Raw genomic sequence first — 16,004 nt, 5'->3', positions numbered from 1 at the left:
CGACCGCGCCACTTCGCCAGCAGTGGCGCTATAGCGGTGATCGGATACGCTCAGTCTCAGCCGACTGGAGGTATGGCTTGAAGATCCTGGCGATCCGATCACCGAAATCGGAAACGATGAGATGAAGCGAGGGGATTACGATCAGCGAGAGGAGTGTTGAGACCAACAGCCCGCCGATAACTGCAATAGCCATTGGCGCTCGAAATTCGCCTCCATCACCCACGCCAAGAGCCGAAGGGATCATGCCGCCGGTCATGGCGAGGGTCGTCATGACGATGGGGCGAACGCGCTCGGCACAGGCCTCGATGATCGCATCGACCCGCGAAAGGCCGTGCGCCTCCCGCTCGATGGCGAAATCGAGGAGCATGATGGCGTTCTTCGTGACGATACCCATCAGCATCAGCATTCCGATGACAACCGGCAGCGATATGGCGCTGCCGCTCAACCACAGCCCCGCGACGACACCGCCAATCGACAGAGGAAGAGACGCCAGGATCGTCCATGGCGCCAGAACGCTGCCGAACAAAAGTATCAGCACGACAAGAACGAGCATGATGCCCGATCCCATCGCCACCGCAAAGCTCTCGAAAACAGTGCTTTCCGTGTCGGAGTCTCCCGTTGCCTGAAGGCGGACGCCTTCCGGCAGGTTTTTCACACTTGGGAGTTGGAGCAGGCGCTCCATCCCCTGTCCGGATGTCAGCCCATCCGCCATATCCACGCCGATCTCGATCCGACGCTCACGATCGAGCCGCTCGATGGCTGAGATCGTCTCGTCGAAGCTGATGTCGGCCACGGACGACAGCGGGATACGAGTGCCATCGACGGCGGCGATGGTTAGCATTTCGAGCGTCGAGAGATCGTCACGGCCGTTAGGGTCAAGAACCACGCGAATGGGGATTTGCCGCGCGCCATCGGTGAAGCTTGGCAACTGGCTGTCGACATCGCCGACGGTGGACAAGCGGATGGTCTGGGCAATCGCATCCGGCGAAACGCCGAGCGTGGCGGCCTTGTCCGTTTGGACCTGGATCCTGAGCTCCGGACGCATGACGCCATTATCGATGGCTGGAGCGACAAACGCCGGATCGGCTGCCAGTTCCGCCACGATGGCATCGGCGGTCGCCAAGGCCGCATCGGTTCCCAGCAGCGCAAAGGACAGATCACGGCCACCACGCTCGTTGAGAAACCTCAGCTTCACATCGGGGATGGAGGCCAGCCTTTCTTCGATCTCGGCTTCCAGCGCAAACGAGGAGTGATCCCGCTTGGTCTTGTGGACAAGATCGATGAGAATGACCGCAAAGCGAACATCCTCCAACCCCGTGATGCTTGCACCGGCACGGGCAAAGACTCCTTCTACTCCGGGAAACTTACTGACGCGGTTAGCAATTTCGTCCGATACCGCGCGTGTCTCATCAAGGGTGGAACCGGGCGGCAGTTCGGCCGAGAGGGTGAGGCGTCCGGTATCCTCCTCCGGCAGGAAACCGGTCGGCAGCGACGAAAAGGTGAGCATTGCGAGGGCGAAGGAGCCTACAGCCAGACCAACAGTCACCCACCGCAAGTGCAGGCTCACCCGCAGCAAGTCCTGGTATGCCAGAATGAAAGTCCTCTTCTTATGCTCCACCGGAGGTGTTCCGGTCATGACATACGCTGCCAGGACAGGGGTAATCAGCCGCGCAACCAGCAGCGAGAAGAACACGGCGATCGCTACCGTCAGGCCGAATTGGCGGAAATACAGACCCACCTCGCCTTTCATGAAACCCACCGGTGCAAACACGGCGATGATGGTGGCGGAAATGGCAATGACGGCAAGCCCGATTTCGTCGGACGCGTCGAGGGACGCACGATAGGCGGACTTGCCCATGCCGCGATGGCGCACGACATTTTCTATTTCAACGATCGCGTCGTCAACGAGTATGCCGGTGACCAGCGTGATCGCCAGCAGGCTCAGGATGTTGAGGGAAAAGCCGAGAAGATCGATAACAAAGAAAGTGGGAATGATGGAGAGCGGAAGCGCTACCGCGGCGACAATCGTCGCCCGCCAATCGCGCAGGAACAGAAAAACGACGATAACAGCAAGCGCGGCACCCTCCACCAATGTGCTCATGGTCGAGGTAAAATTGCCTGCCGTATAGGTGAAGTTGTCGTCGACGAGGCTGAAGCGCACGTCGCTGTCGCGAGCGCCCATCTCCACCAGCGCTTTCGAGACCAGGTCCGCAACTGATATTTCGCTTGCGCCTTGCGACGGATAAACCGAAAAACCCACGACGTCGCCTCCCCCGAGCGTGGCGAATGTACGCGCTTCCGCCATACCGTCCTCGACCCTTGCGAGGTCTCCCAGCCGGACAGAGGCGTGGGGAGAAAGCGCAATGCGGTGATCGGCAAGTTCTGTAACGGTGTTTGCCGCCGCAACCGTCGTCAGGGCCTCCTCGCGACCGCCGAGAGAGCTCCTCCCGCCGGAGTTCTCAATCTGGCCTTGCGAGAGACTCTCATTGACGACGCTTGCAGAGAGGGAAAGCGCCTGCAGCCGGCCGGGATCGAGTTCGACGCGAATTTCCCGATCAGCCCCGCCGACACGCTCGATCCGTCCGACACCTGGCAAGCCCTGCAGGTTGCCCGCAACCACATCGTCTATATACCAGGAAAGATCGGCGACCGTCCTATTTGCACTCGACACTGCGTATGTCACGACCGATCGCGCTTCTTCCTCAACCCGCTCGACAACAGGCTCATCGATGGCCGCAGGCAAGTCGGAACGAATTTTTGCCACTGCATCTCGCACATCGACAACCGCCCGGTCAGGCGAAACCATGCCCAATTCGAACTCGACATTGGTCACCGATCGACCCTGACCAATGGTCGAGGTGATTTTTTTGATACCGGTCAGCGGCGCGACGGCGTTTTCTACCAGCCGCGTCACTTCAATCTCGAGTTCGCTCGGCCTCGCTCCGGATTGCTCGATCGTGACCTTGACCAGCGGAGTTATGACCGCGGGGAAATAGGTAACCGGCAATCGGGAGAAGCTGTAGAGTCCCGCCACCATCAGGATGACGAAAAGCAGAACCGATGGCAGCGGATTGCGGATTGCCCAGGCCGAGAGGTTCACGTTCATCAACGCACCGTCCCTTCGGAACGGTCGAACGCGGCCGTCTGGGGAGGCTCCGACCGCAGGCTGTCTTCCTCTGACACGACAACGGGCGTCACTCGATCCTGATCCCTCAGGAAGCCGCCTGCCTTCAGCACGACCATTTCGCCGTCCTCGACACCCTCGATGATCTCGACGAAATTGCCCTGCCGCAGGCCAGTCTGGACGATTCGTGTTTCGACGACATCGTCCTTTACGACATAGACACTGTGGGAAAGGCGCGTGCTTCTGACGGCCGTCGCCGGCAGGAAAACATTCGTCCGCGTCGAAGTATCGATGACAGCGCGTGCAAATACACCCGGAATAAGGCCTTCGCTTTCATCGAGCTCGATCCGAACCGTGCCGCTTCGCGTTTTGGGTTCTATTTGAGCCGCATTCAATCGCAGCGTGCCACCAAGCGGTTCGTCGCGACCAGGCACGGTTACTTTCGCGCGCATGCCCTTGCTCAGCCGGACGAAATTCGTTTCCGTGACTTCCGCTACGAACTCGATCCTGCCGTCCTTGGCAAGGCGAAACAGCGGGGTTCCCGAATCCGAAGTCATAATACCAACTCGGGCGTTCCGCTCCAGAACGAGACCCGATTCTGGCGCGCGTACGGTGCTCCTGCTGATCGCCAGCTCGATCTCCCTTCGTTCCTGCGCGATCAACTGCTCCTCGGCGCGCGCTAGCGCCAGTGACTGTCGCGCAAGTGCCGTCTCCACAAGGGCCCGGTCGTAAGCGTTTTGACGTTCATCCAGAACCTGATCAGCGATAATCCCCTTTGGTTGCAGCGTCAGGCTCCGGTCCAGCTGCTTTCGCGCCTCCCGCTCGGCAACAAGTGCAACCTCAACCTTGCCGCTCTCGACAGCCACGGCGGCTCTGGCGCGCAAGGCCCCTACCGCATTTTTGTCAAGCGCGAGCATTGCATCAGCTCGGTCAAACACGGCGAGCGGTTGACCCTGTTCGACCGTCTGGCCGACTTCCGCCAGGATCTGCTGTATTTCCCGGCCCGCAACCAGGGGCTGCACCATAACCTCCTCGCGAGCCGCAAGGGACCCCACGACCGATATTCGCTCGACCATATCGCCCTGTTTGGCAAAAGCGACTGTGACAGGCGCTTTGTCCCGTGCCAATGCAGCTGATCCAAGGACAGCAAACCCAAGCGCGAGAACCATGGCCCCTTTGCCGGGCAGCCAGAGAGACCAGAACCTGCTCAACCACACTTTTATATTCATGAAGCGACCTCTCTTCTGATGCCTTGGCCATAAAAGACATCCGGCAATTCGGGCCGCACCCTAGTGATCATGGAAGATCGCAACGTTTTATCGCGTTAAGATTTGTTGCGCTTCAACAACTCACGCTCGTTCGACAGTTCCTGGCGGCTATCGCAGGGTTAGGCGCACGAGACGGCTCCGTGCGGAAAGCCAGGGGCGTTCCTGCGATCTGTCGACGCCGTCGTCAGTGGTGCCTCTCATAATAGGAAAGGGCGACCTGTCCGGTAGAGCGCCCTGAAAGCGCTGCAGCTATTCATGACCGCCAGGTCGAACCGATTTGAAATTATTGGAAATCTACCGAAACCGATCGCAACAAATAGCAGCACCAACCTCGCCAATTCCCGCCTAAGCCGAACTCCTCACTTAACGGGAGTCGCACACCTTGATCACGATCGTATGTATGAAATGGGGCGCCGGATTCACGGCCATGCACGTAAATGCACTCTATGCCGGTGTCTTACGGCACATGGAGGAGCCATTCGAATTTGTCTGCCTGACCGACGACGGGTTTGGTCTTGCGTCGGGCATCGCGGTGCGGCCCATACCTGAACTTGCTCTTCCAGAGGGTGCTTGGAGGAAGGGATGTTGGCCAAAAATCGGAGTATTTTCGCCAGATCTTTTCCCGTCGGCAGAGGCGGTGCTGTTCCTTGACCTTGACGTCATCATCCAACGCTCTCTCGCTCCCTTCCTTGCCATTGTCCGAGAACGCCGGCACCTCGTCATTCAGCGGGAGTGGAATCCGGATCTTTGGAGCCTGCTTCCCATGTGGCTCAGACCAGATCGCGGAGCACAATCTTCGGTTTTTGGATTTTGCCCTTCAACGGCCGAAGCCATATTTAGCGACTTCGCCGCCCATACTGCCGAACGCATCAAGTCATTCAAAAACGACCAGACCTACCTCACACAAACGGTGAGACGGAGAAGCTACTGGCCAGCCGGCTTCTGCGTGAGCTTCAAAAGAAGCTGCACGAAATATTTCCCGCTCAATTTGCTCTTCCCGAAGGTCCGGCAGCCAAGCAAGGCCAGGATTGTCGTCTTTCATGGCAGACCTCGGCCGTGGGAAACAATGGTGAGAGAGGGTGAGCGCTGGGGCTCAAAGCGACGCTTTGGTATCGGTCCGGTTCCATGGATCAGACAGTATTTCGATCAAGGTGATGCCATGCTCACGTCGTTGCACGCTATAAATAAAGGAGGACCACAGCTTGTTTCAGAGAAGGCTCCCGCGTCCTCTCCACGTCCTAGATCACACGGGAATCGTGAATCAGAGGAAGGCCAGCAAGCTCCTATCATGGCCTGCGCTTGCGGATGCGATTGTTCAACGAACAACCGATTCTTCTCCGTTTCCAAATAAGTAGGTCCTTTTGCCGTGACCAAATTACTTCATGCCGTACACCGCATTCTCCTTTACGTTCCTCATCGCGATATCGCGGGCAAACTCCTGGAGAGCCTTGCGTCCCAAGGTTATTCGGCCGCGGCGGTTGCAGATCATGAAGAATTTTTAACGTCGCTCAGACAGGATCATTATGATGTCGTCGTGACCGGAACGAGACATGTCCGCGAAGTCAGGGCCGGAGGCCATCATCCTATCATCAACTACGAGGTCTTCATTCACCGACACCAATCAGGGGAGCCCCGAACCTATTTTCATATGGATGATTTCATCAACCGTATCCGCTTCTATACAGGAGCGGCGGTTTGAGGCGGCTTTCTTCCTTGAAACAAGACGAAGGCCAAAGTCGATCGCCGGTAGCTATAACCCCCGCCATCCCAAGCCATTGCTAGGTTGGGAACTGCGTTCCTCCCACGAGGCCCTTGCGAGTAGCGCGCCTGTCTTGATGGGCCGCGGGAGACCTGATGTTGTCGGCTATCTAACGCTCTGCGGCCTGCCGGTGCCAGCTCACACCGAGGCGGCGGCTAAAATTCATCCCTACAACAAGCGGGTTTTCCTCGCCCCATATTGGGACGACATTTATGCGCTGGACGCCGAGCGCAAGCAGGATCGGAAAGAGGCGGAGGCGGTCGGCTGAAACTTGCGACCGGCTTGGCTATAGGGCTCTTGAGCTGCCGCTGATGGGGATGGAACAGCGCGCCGACTTCTTGGCGGACAGCCTGCGACGGCGGTAATCTCACTATCAACTCTGGCAGCCGAAATATCGGGAAGCTGCCAGTCTGCTTCCCCCACCAAGTCCGTCATTCTGGCCAACTAGTCAGACGGCGGCCAGGCAGGGCCTTATTCGCTAGGACAAACCGCCCCACGGGTGTTTTGCAACGAACTTATGGGATTGGGCGTGCTAGAGGTGGAGCGCGAGAACTAGGTCTGACGGCCGGAAAAGATTTTGCCCTAACGTTGCTGGTAGCCGCAGATTTAAACGTCTTCGACGCACAACTCATGAACCTTCGCCATGAAAGCCTGGACGTAGTTCGTGCTCTTATTCAGTTTGAAATCCGAGGCGTGCCGCCAGTCTTCGAGCATCATCCACGCGTCGGGAACGTCATTGGACTGGTGGGTCTCGTAGCGTAGGCAGCCTTCCTCCTTGCGGGAGGGAGAGACGAGCCGAAGCAGTTCATCGCGAGCGGCCCGGCTTCGCCGTGAAGTAGGCCACGTTGGTGAGGTCAGCCATTCCGGTCTCTTTGTTCGTTAGGGTGACACCCGCATGGTTACGGAATGTCCGGAAAAGATCCCTCGCGCCTTTGCGGGAGCGACGATTTGGCATTCAGCTTGCGCCACGATGATCAGTTAAACCCATGATCGTCTTGCGGGCTTCTAACTCGAAGGGCGCCTTTCCTTGCTAACCGCCTGGCGAGGCTCTGACTGAACGTCCGCTGCTCAAGGGTAATGAGAGCAGCATTCAGGACCGGCTAAGAACTCTGACCGCAGCCATTCACGCGCGATATGTTGGATTTCTCGGTCAGATCTGGATCAAACGGTCCTTATGCCATACACCTCGTGTGCAGGGATAGGCAGCAGGCGATAAGCCATCTCCGCCTTCAGCTCCTCGTGGCGGGCGATCTCGTCGGGCGTCTTGTCCCTCTTGGCGCCCAGCGTGACGAACTCTTCCTTCACATGTCCGGGCTTGATCACGGCTTCGGCGGTCCGCCCGCGATAGCTGAAGCGAAACACATAGGGACCGGGAGGATCTGAAATAATGTCCTTGCCGCCGATCGATTTGTCGATGGTCAGCCGCCCCTCGGTCAGCGCCCGGGTCACCATTTCCAGCGCGTCGCGGCCGCCGGGACCGGAAAAAGCGGTCACAATCAGCACCTCGCGCCGCTCCAGCGGCGTGTCGGACAATAGCGGAAACGCCGCTTGCATGGCCTTCAGCGCATGCGCGACGCCGCCGGGAAAGCCGCCGCCGTGATAGGCGTTGATGCTGTCAAAGGTGAAGCTTATCGGGTGTCCGTTGTCGAGGACGGTGATCTCGTTAGACATGGGCATAGGCCCTCAGATTGGGGACGAGCCGGTCGAGGAAGCGTGTCGTCGCCGGCATGAAATGCGAACCGTGATGGAACATCGGATCGAGTGAGGAGAGGATCATTGTTCCCGATGTCGTGACCTTGTCCTCGTAAAGGATCGCCCGGTCTTCGCCATCGCGAGCGAGAACGGTGGCGTCGTCCGGCGGCGTGAACCAACCATGCAGATGCCAGGTTGCTTCGTTGTCGCCGATACCCGCCATCAGCGGATGGCTGGCCGCGGCCTCGGTGACGCGCACGCCGAGATCGGCGGCCGGATCGAGCCACCACCACCAGTTCGTCGGCGTACCGGTGAAGTCGACATGCGGCAGCCAGAGATCCGACCGGCTCTCGCCGAGCGCCACCACCGTGCCTCCGGCCGTGAGATGGCGAGCGATCACGTCCTTCTGGGCGATCATGCGCTGCGCCGGCGTACGGCATGGAACCCAGAGAATATCGTCGGGGCGCAGGATGTCGGCGAGCTCTTCGGGCGCGCAGATCACGTCGAATATCTCGGTGTAGCGCGGTCCTTCCAGGCTGCGGATATTGTAATAGGTGCCGGACGATGGAGCGACGACGCGTCGCCCCATCCGGCTCGACATGCGCATGCCGCCATAGGTTTCGGGCGCGGCAAGCGGCAGCTCGGCGGCCGGTAACGCAGGCGCTGAAGGCCATGGGTCGAGGCAGGGTCCGCCAAGCGTCCAGTCGATCATGCGCCGTGTCAGTTCGCCCGACAGGTTCCATTCCAGCCCCATCGAGCCGAGATCATTGCCGGCATGGGAAAAGATCCGCCCGCCTTTCGGCCGAGCCCATACCCAGTCGACCGGCACCCGCGCCGGACCCAGACCATTGACCGCCACAGCACCTTCGGGTAGCGGATTGCAACCCCGGCCGTAAAAGCCCGCCACGCCCTTGTTGGTCTCGAGCTTGGAAAGCTCGATGCCGGAAAACAGCGGATGGGCATTGACCGGGGAAAGGTCGAAATCGGCGCGCTTCGGCGCCTCGATCGGCCGGTACTGGCTCATGCCCTCGACCAGCGGCCGCACCATGTGGCCATTGAAGAACCAGCGTCCGCCGGCGTCGAGGAAGGCGGCGAGCGCCTCGCGCATCAGGGCCATGGCGTTCTGGTCGAGCTGGTTGCCGGTGATCAGGCCCTTGTGGGCCAGAAGCATGTCCGCGTTCAGCGCCGGCTGCTCGACGATCGTCACCAGACCCTCGGCCGCGGCCGCCTTCACCGCCTCGGACGGGGCCTCATACGCTGATTTCAGGTAGATCGTGGTCATGCTGCCTCTATCCCGGCGAAGGCCGGCAGGATTGCCCGGCGCGTCTCGCCCGTCGGTCCGGTGACGTCCACCCATCGCATCGCCACGCCGTAAAGTTCCGACAGTTTGTCGGGCTCGAGCATCTCGGCGACGGTGCCGTGCATCTCACGCCCTTCCGGCATCATCAACAGCACGTCGTCGGCCGCCGCCAGCGCATGGTTGGGATCGTGGGTGGTGAACAGGATCGCCTTGTTGCGGCGAAGTCTCAGCATGTTCAGGAGTTCCAGCGTGCGCGACTGGTTGCCGAGATCGAGTGCCGAGGTCGGCTCGTCGAAGACCAGCGCCGGCGATCCGGTGGCGATGGCCCGGGCGATCAGCACCATCTGTCGCTGGCCGCCGGACATGCGGTCGTAGCGAAGCTCGGTCAGATGGCAGGCGCCGACCTCGACCAGCGCCTCCTCGGCCGCCGCGCGGTCGTCGGCCGAGGGCTGGCCGAACAGGCCAAGCCGCGCCGCCCGGCCCATGATCACGACATCGAGGCCGGAAAGCTTGGCCTGCGAGGCGCCGTGCTGCGGCACGTAGCCAGCGATTTTCGGAGCGCTGCGGCGACCCTTCACCAGCGGCTGGAAGCCGAGCAGGGCGCGCAAAAGCGTCGTCTTGCCGCGGCCATTGGGGCCGAGCACCGCCATCGACCGGCCGACCGGCACGGTGAAGCTGATGCCGGAAAACAGCGTGCGGGCGCCAAACGAGACGGAGGCGTCTTCAAGGCCGATCATGTCCGGTTCGTCTCCTTGAAATGGCGGCGCAGCAGATAGCCGAACACCGGCGCGCCGACCAGCGCGGTCAGCACGCCAAGCGGGATCTCCGCCGCCGTCAGAGTGCGCGCCATGGTGTCGATCAGTGTCAAGTAGGCCGCGCCCAGCAGTGCCGATGCCGGGATCAGCGCGCGGTGGTCCTCGCCGACGAGGATACGCGCGGCATGCGGCACGACGAGCCCGATCCAGCCGATGATGCCGGCGACCGCTACCGAGGTTCCGGTCATCAGCGAAATGGCGGTGAAGATGTACCAGCGCTCGCGGTCCGGATTGACGCCGAGCGACCGGGCTTCTTGCTCCTCCAGCGCCAAAAGGTTGAGCCGATAGCGCAACAGCCAGACGGCGATGAGACCAAGCCCCATGCCCGGCACGGCGAGCCACAGGCGCGGCCAGGTAGCGGTCGAGAACGAACCCATCAGCCAGTAGACGATGGCCGGCAGCGAGGTATTGGGATCGGCGACGAACTGCACGACGGACACCAACGCCGCGAACAGCGCCCCGACGATCATGCCGGCGAGGATGACCGTGATCACCTCGGTGCGACCGTTGATACGGGCAAGAAGCCCGACCAGCACCAGCGCCGACAGGCCGAGCAGGAAGGCCATGCCGAGCAGCACGACACCGGAATAGCCAAACAGGATGGCGAGCGCTCCGCCAAAAGCGGCCCCCTGACTGATGCCGAGCACCTGCGGCGAGACCAGCGGATTGCGGAACACGCCCTGCAGGGCCGCGCCACCGACGGCGAGCGCCGCGCCTGACAGCGCCGCCAGAAGCACGCGCGGCAGGCGCACGAGCAGCACGATGCGCTCGTCCATCTGGGTCGGCGCGGCATCCGGGTTGAGGATCGCCGCCAGCAGGATCTCGCCGATCCGCGGCACGTCGACGGAAAAGCGTCCGGCGCCGATCGAAAACAGCATGGCGGCAATCAGCGCCAGCACCATAAGCCCGAACGCACCGATCCGCAAACCGATCAGGCTTTGGCGCCCGCTCTCCGTCGCCGCCATCGCCATCCTACTTCGCCTTGAACTGGGCGTAGTCGGTGGCGTCGCCCTGCATGCCGATCCACAGGATGCCGTCGATGTCCTCGTCGGTCAGGTCGTAGGCGTAGAGCGTCTTGTAGGCCTTTTTCATCTCGCCGCGCAGGTCGTACTGGAAGACGTCGGGATGCAGGAGATTGGCGAGCCACATCCAGGTCATTGGGCTTTCTTGGTTCGGCGGATCCCAGCGATAGCCGCCAAGCGGCATCTTGTAGACGCGCTTTTCCTGGGCGGCCTTGGTCAGCGACAGGATCGGGTCGTCATAGATCCGCTCAAGGCCGAGCTTGGCCTCGAAACTGTTGAGGAGAATGACATCCGGGTTCCACTCGGCGATCTGCTCCGGGCTGATCGTCGTGCCCTGGCCCTCGAGATTGGCGGAGGCCGAAGTGGCGCCGACCAGATTGATGTAGAAGGCGTTGTAGTTCCCCTTGTCGCCAGATGCCGTCAGACTTTCGAGGGCGCGGCCGAGATAGAGGACTTTCGGCTTCTGCTCCGCCGGAATCTCCTTCGACTTCGCCGCCATTTCGGCGGCCACCTGGTCACGCCAGCCATTGATCATCTCCGCCCGTTCGGGCTTGCCCATCGCGGTCGCCACCATGGCCTGGTACTGCTTGGTCTTCTCCTCCGTGCCGTAGGAGATCAAAAGGGCGGTCAGGCCGGCATTGACGATCGGGTCGACCAGGTCCGGGCCGCGATCGGCCCACTGGATGACGAGCTCGGGATTGGTGGCGGCCAGTTCCTCGACGTTCGGAATGAAGTTCGGCGCGGTGATATCGGAAGGAATGTCCTTGGCCTCGGGGAAGATCTTGCCGAGCACGCCCTCGACGATCGCCGACTTGGCGGTCGGGTTCATGCCGACCAGCTTCGAGGTTCCGCCGTCCATGGCGATGATGGTCGAAGCCATCGGGATCGGGATCGATGCGATCCGCTTGACCGGCTTTGGCAGTGTGACGGTGCGGTTCTCGTGGTCGATGATGGTGATCGGATCAGCGGTTGCGACCATTGGCTGCGCAAAAACGAATGCAACTGTAATCGCTAGCTTGTTCCGTCTGAAAAGCATGAAAACCCCCTAGAAATTCTATGACGCATATCCAATCGTAAATATGATTTATTTTGTCAAGATAATTGGGGTGACTGTCATCAAACGAGTGGGTGAGGAAGGTTGAAGTGGACAGCGGCAAGCGTGCGGGTTTGCCGAGTGACGTCGCGGAGAAGATGAAGGCACTGGAGCGGGAGAACCGCGAACTTCGTCAGGCCAATGAGATTTTGCGCAAGGCCTCTGCATATTTTGCCCAGGCGGAGCTCGAGCGCCCACTGAAGCGATGATCTCCTTCATCGATGCAAACCGCTCGGTGCTCGGGGTCGAGCCGATCTGCAGACTTTTGCCGATTGCCAAGAGGCCTTAGGCTGGCTTCCGTAATAGCGCGGCTACCACAACGGCAGGAACGCTGAATAGCATGTCCAAGGGAACGACGCGCTGTTTGAGATCGACGCCATAACAATAGCTTGGCTTATTTGACATTCATCTGGGGCTGCATGCAGTCGTTCCGATTTCGAACGAACTTACCCAGCGTAGAGTTCTCATCGTCCTGAGCCTCGTCGGCAAAGACTTCTGCGACCAGCAGAATTCCGACTACCGGTCGTCGACCGCGACAAGATTGCTCGTTGTGCGGAACCCACTGGGGATCCCTCCCGGAACTCCGCCAGAGAGATGCTGGCCTTTCGCTTTTCTCATCCTGATCATGGGCGCCACGCATGCTTTCGCCGCGCGAATGGAAAGACCGGTAGCGAACGGATCCCCCACCGGCCGGTGTTTATCCACGCCGTCAACTCGACCGAAACCGCGAAGACCGAGGGAGTCGCGCCGACCCTGGATGAGTGAGTTCTCACGACCTCCAAGTCGCACGCGCCTCGTTGATGGGCGATTTTGCCGAACAAACAAGCGGCCCTCTTTAGCTCCATCCGATCCGCGAAACATGCTCAAACGATTGTCACGCCGATGTCACGCGGCGGCGGCCAATGAATGCACTAAGGTATGAAAACTGTCCGTTAAGAGCATTTATCCGACGAGCAATTTTCGATGATCAAGTTATACCTCTCCTTGGCATTCTCCCTGATGGTTGCAGGAGCATCATTTGTGGCAGCCGTGAACCAGGGACCGTCTCAATCCCACTACCTACATCTGGCGAAGCAACACGAGTGAAGCGACATTTTCGCTCGAACGATCGACTGGCGCGCAGTCCTTCAACATGGCGCAAATGCAAACTGCACAGTTAAAACACTATCGGTGTTCGTCAGCCGCCGCCGCTTACCGAGAGCGCACGCGCATCTGAGGTCTCGTTTCCAGATTGGTGTATGTGGGGGAGAACCAAACCATGCCGGCAACGTCTGACTTCGTTCGGGAGCTGTTCGCAGCCGCCAACCAGATCGATATGATTACGATGTCCGAAGGCAGGAGACTTGTCGATAGGGCCGCATCGACGATCAAGGACCAGCGGGAACGGCTTGCGGAGATGGGCAAGATCCTTCCGGTGACACGAGACGTCACGGCGGATCTGCCGGGGTTTTTGGCATGTTTCGATCTGATGCCACCTCAACTGGTTTCCGTGACGCTGATGAAGTGCGCCGACGAGATCGTTCGTCTCGGACGACTGCTTGGAGAGCATGAAACTTGCTGAGTTAACCGTGCGTTAACGGTGTTCGGAACGCCGTCTGGACGAAGCAGCAGCGCTGGCGGAAATCTCCAGCGCCGCAGCTCCGTCCAGACGGTACCCCACTGCGGTGAGGCTCGACACGCTTCCATAGCTTGCGTGTCGAGCCTTCCAATGCCGCGCCCCTGGAGTCCCGGGAACGGCAACCGGCTTACCCCCTAAGCCGATTACTGATAGCGATTGCCGGTCGCCGTTCGTGAAGCCACAAGCCTTGCGATGTCGACTTCGACGTCGCTGTGCAGTTCCATGCTGATTGCTTCCAAGGTTACCGAAAGTCCTGCTTCCACCTCCCGCGACTGCAGTAGACGCGCAGTATCGCGCGCGTAAACGAGCAGGCGCGCCAAAGCTTCCAGCTCGGCATTCCGATCGATGTCATGCGTCATTGAAACGTCCCTCGTTCCCTCGGTCGGACGCGCAATCTAACCCGAACCGCAAAGGACTGGCGTGACATCGGCGTGACACAACGCGCGGCTGATAACGTCAGCAATCGCGCCACAGGGATGTACGATTGAATTCGAAGGAAGGAACCGTGCGCTGCCGGACCGTCTGGCGCAGGATTTGGATGAGAGAGAGGGCGTCGAGACGTTTCTGGTCTATATATTCCGACCTCAGGATTGCCAACAGTTCCGCGGCGCGATGGAATTCGATATCCGGGCAGCCTTCGATAATGGCACCCCAGGTCCGGACCTTGAAAAACAACGAATGGGCGCTTTGTGCCACCAACCGCTCTTCTGCAGAGGAGATGAGGTTTCGTCGGCGGCAGGGAGCGAGTGTGGCGGTCACGTTCACCAAAGGCAGGGTAAGTGCAAGATAGTTCATCTCCTTCGGCCCATGGAGCAGCGCCACGTCGGCGTCGTCGACCAAGGCTCCGCTCGCATAACCTTGAAATATCTCTCCGATGCCGACCATGCCGAAGGCCCGGCACTCAGCCGCCCGCAAGGCACCCATGCTTGCAGCACCGTAGATCGTTACCCCCTTTGCCAGGCCGTAGAGGATCTCCTTGTGCCAAACGGGAGCGACATATTCGAATGCACCATCGATCAAACCGATGACGGTTGCACCTTCATCAATCGCACGGCGCAGATCCCCCTGGACAGCCGGAGGGCGAACCTCGACCTCGGTTCCAGCGATTTCACTGGCATTCGGAAGGCTTGGCCCCGCAAACACGATCTTCATGGAATCAATGTCGCAGAAACTGCTCTTGGCCCCAATTTCTGCCGTCGTGCTCCCTCCGGATTTTCCAGGTCCGGGACCAGGATCTTTGAAACGGCAAAGGGCAGGTCCGGATGGCCAAGCGGGACCGATATTGCACGTCGAATGCCCGCCTGCGACAGACATCCGAGGATTTGGTCCAATCCGGCGGGGCCGCCACAGGGTGGGTCACGCCCTGGTCGTGCGTCAAACAGCCTTCGCAGACGATCTGAAAGGGGCCGCCGGTAACTTTCGGGAAAGATGTCGTCGCGGGCACCACTGATATGCGTGACCCGGGACTGGGCGGCCTCGGTGATTGCGCGAATTGCTGCTTGCTCGGGCCGTGGATGAGCACCGCAGCCGAAGGTCACGTCTACATAACGGGCAGAGGTTGATCGCAGTGCGCTTTTGTTCGCAAGGAAGGCGGCTATACAAGGAATTTTAAGGTCGCTGGTGATGTCGAACAGCTGCAGGGAGATGTCCTTATCCTCGATCATCGCAACGAGCTTCCTGACCCGCTGATCGGAGAAGGCTTCGGGTGCGACACATCGTGCATGCTGTCTTGGTTCGGAAAGCACCTGCCACAAAACATGGGCGTCCCGTTCGATCCGCTCGAGAAGGCCATGGAAGACCGTCTCGTCATGGTTATTCCCTGAGGCCAAACCGTCGGAAGATTGCCAGTACCGCCAGTCTGCCAATGTCCGATCGAGGCAAACAGCCTCCATCGGGACGTGGACCCGCCGCCCCGAAAGGAGATCTCGCCCCTCCACGAAAAAAAGCTCGTCATCCGGGCTCGGAACATGCTTGCCGCTCGCGACGAGCGAGGAAAGCAGGTCCGCCTCCTCGCCTTCCCGATCGAGCCTTAAGACCGATGTCAGTTTGGCTCCCAACACGGGTTCGCATGCCACGGCCCGCTCGAGAGCTTCCATGGCAGCCGAGGTTCTCGCGTCGGCGTCGGTCAAGCCCTTGCCTTGCGCGACCACGATGGATTTCGCGTTGGGGGTATAGGCGCACCAAACCGGAATTCCGATGCAGTCCAGTCCAGTTTGACGGCCGATGCGAGTGATACCGAACCGCTCCAGAAACGGAAATACCCGCTCGAAGGTCTCTGCAGGCGAGCAAATACGGTCCATGCCTCAGATCGAC

13 protein-coding genes, 2 pseudogenes and 1 other annotated feature are annotated in these 16,004 nt (G+C 60.1%); of the genes and pseudogenes, 4 read left to right on the top strand and 11 right to left on the bottom strand.

Translation table 11 applies throughout. From position 1 onward, the window contains the following. Positions 1 to 28: 28 nt before the first annotated feature. Complete coding sequence (locus EDE09_RS18560; RefSeq protein ID WP_132412282.1) at positions 29 to 3,106, bottom strand: efflux RND transporter permease subunit; 3,078 nt, start codon at positions 3,104 to 3,106, stop codon at positions 29 to 31. Further along, complete coding sequence (locus tag EDE09_RS18555; protein WP_132412280.1) at positions 3,106 to 4,353, bottom strand: efflux RND transporter periplasmic adaptor subunit; 1,248 nt, start codon at positions 4,351 to 4,353, stop codon at positions 3,106 to 3,108. The genes EDE09_RS18560 and EDE09_RS18555 overlap by 1 nt, the downstream gene beginning before the upstream one ends. Before the next feature lie 421 nt (positions 4,354 to 4,774). Between EDE09_RS18555 and EDE09_RS18550 the strand changes: the two genes are divergently transcribed. Further along, the gene (locus tag EDE09_RS18550; protein WP_132412278.1) at positions 4,775 to 5,743 is read left to right on the top strand and encodes a glycosyltransferase; all 969 of its coding nucleotides are present in this window, start codon (positions 4,775 to 4,777) and stop codon (positions 5,741 to 5,743) included. 199 nt (positions 5,744 to 5,942) lie between these two features. After that, positions 5,943 to 6,419, top strand: a complete 477-nt coding sequence (locus tag EDE09_RS18545) for an AAA family ATPase (protein WP_245505194.1) — start codon at positions 5,943 to 5,945, stop codon at positions 6,417 to 6,419. A 338-nt stretch (positions 6,420 to 6,757) separates the two neighbouring features. On the opposite strand, the pseudogene EDE09_RS18540 reads toward EDE09_RS18545, so the two are convergent. The 6 genes and pseudogenes from EDE09_RS18540 to EDE09_RS18515 form a co-directional block, all read right to left on the bottom strand. Continuing rightward, positions 6,758 to 7,013: pseudogene (locus tag EDE09_RS18540) on the bottom strand (putative quinol monooxygenase). Positions 7,014 to 7,312: 299 nt separating this feature from the next. After that, positions 7,313 to 7,822 carry a hypothetical protein gene (locus tag EDE09_RS18535; RefSeq protein ID WP_132412276.1) on the bottom strand — a complete coding sequence of 170 codons (510 nt, stop codon included), beginning with the start codon at positions 7,820 to 7,822 and terminating at the stop codon, positions 7,313 to 7,315. After that, positions 7,815 to 9,125 carry a hypothetical protein gene (locus tag EDE09_RS28475; RefSeq protein ID WP_132412274.1) on the bottom strand — a complete coding sequence of 437 codons (1,311 nt, stop codon included), beginning with the start codon at positions 9,123 to 9,125 and terminating at the stop codon, positions 7,815 to 7,817. Before EDE09_RS28475 ends, EDE09_RS18535 begins: the two co-directional genes overlap by 8 nt. Continuing rightward, positions 9,122 to 9,880: an ABC transporter ATP-binding protein gene (locus EDE09_RS18525; protein ID WP_132412272.1), complete on the bottom strand. Its 759-nt coding sequence runs from the start codon at positions 9,878 to 9,880 to the stop codon at positions 9,122 to 9,124. The genes EDE09_RS28475 and EDE09_RS18525 overlap by 4 nt, the downstream gene beginning before the upstream one ends. After that, on the bottom strand, positions 9,877 to 10,929 hold the full coding sequence (locus tag EDE09_RS18520) for an iron ABC transporter permease (protein WP_105372306.1): 1,053 nt from the start codon (positions 10,927 to 10,929) through the stop codon (positions 9,877 to 9,879). The genes EDE09_RS18525 and EDE09_RS18520 overlap by 4 nt, the downstream gene beginning before the upstream one ends. 1 nt (position 10,930) lies before the next feature. Further along, the gene (locus tag EDE09_RS18515) at positions 10,931 to 12,016 is read right to left on the bottom strand and encodes an ABC transporter substrate-binding protein (RefSeq protein WP_105372305.1); all 1,086 of its coding nucleotides are present in this window, start codon (positions 12,014 to 12,016) and stop codon (positions 10,931 to 10,933) included. Positions 12,017 to 12,102: 86 nt separating this feature from the next. On the opposite strand from EDE09_RS18515, the pseudogene EDE09_RS28255 reads away from it, so the two are divergent. Both EDE09_RS28255 and EDE09_RS18505 read left to right on the top strand, forming a co-directional pair. After that, positions 12,103 to 12,350, top strand: a pseudogene (locus EDE09_RS28255) (IS3 family transposase); the annotation flags it as partial. Next, positions 12,237 to 12,353: a sequence feature (AL1L pseudoknot), on the top strand. Its footprint overlaps the pseudogene before it by 114 nt. Before the next feature lie 978 nt (positions 12,354 to 13,331). Further along, positions 13,332 to 13,634 carry a hypothetical protein gene (locus EDE09_RS18505; protein WP_105372304.1) on the top strand — a complete coding sequence of 101 codons (303 nt, stop codon included), beginning with the start codon at positions 13,332 to 13,334 and terminating at the stop codon, positions 13,632 to 13,634. A 200-nt stretch (positions 13,635 to 13,834) separates the two neighbouring features. On the opposite strand, the gene EDE09_RS18500 is transcribed toward EDE09_RS18505, so the two are convergent. The 3 genes from EDE09_RS18500 to EDE09_RS18490 all read right to left on the bottom strand — a co-directional run bounded on the left by EDE09_RS18500 (position 13,835) and on the right by EDE09_RS18490 (position 15,991). Continuing rightward, a complete protein-coding gene (locus EDE09_RS18500; RefSeq protein WP_105372303.1) occupies positions 13,835 to 14,050 on the bottom strand; it encodes a hypothetical protein in 216 nt (71 codons plus the stop codon). Positions 14,051 to 14,147: 97 nt separating this feature from the next. Continuing rightward, positions 14,148 to 14,843 carry a TfuA-like protein gene (locus EDE09_RS18495; RefSeq protein ID WP_132412270.1) on the bottom strand — a complete coding sequence of 232 codons (696 nt, stop codon included), beginning with the start codon at positions 14,841 to 14,843 and terminating at the stop codon, positions 14,148 to 14,150. Next, the gene (locus EDE09_RS18490; protein ID WP_132412268.1) at positions 14,840 to 15,991 is read right to left on the bottom strand and encodes a YcaO-like family protein; all 1,152 of its coding nucleotides are present in this window, start codon (positions 15,989 to 15,991) and stop codon (positions 14,840 to 14,842) included. Before EDE09_RS18490 ends, EDE09_RS18495 begins: the two co-directional genes overlap by 4 nt. Positions 15,992 to 16,004 lie beyond the last annotated feature (13 nt).

The organism is Neorhizobium sp. S3-V5DH, from assembly GCF_004343065.1.
Taxonomy (GTDB): Bacteria; Pseudomonadota; Alphaproteobacteria; order Rhizobiales; family Rhizobiaceae; genus Neorhizobium; species Neorhizobium huautlense.
The sequence above is the reverse complement of the archived record's forward strand: the minus strand, read 5'-3'. Positions and strand labels throughout refer to the sequence as shown.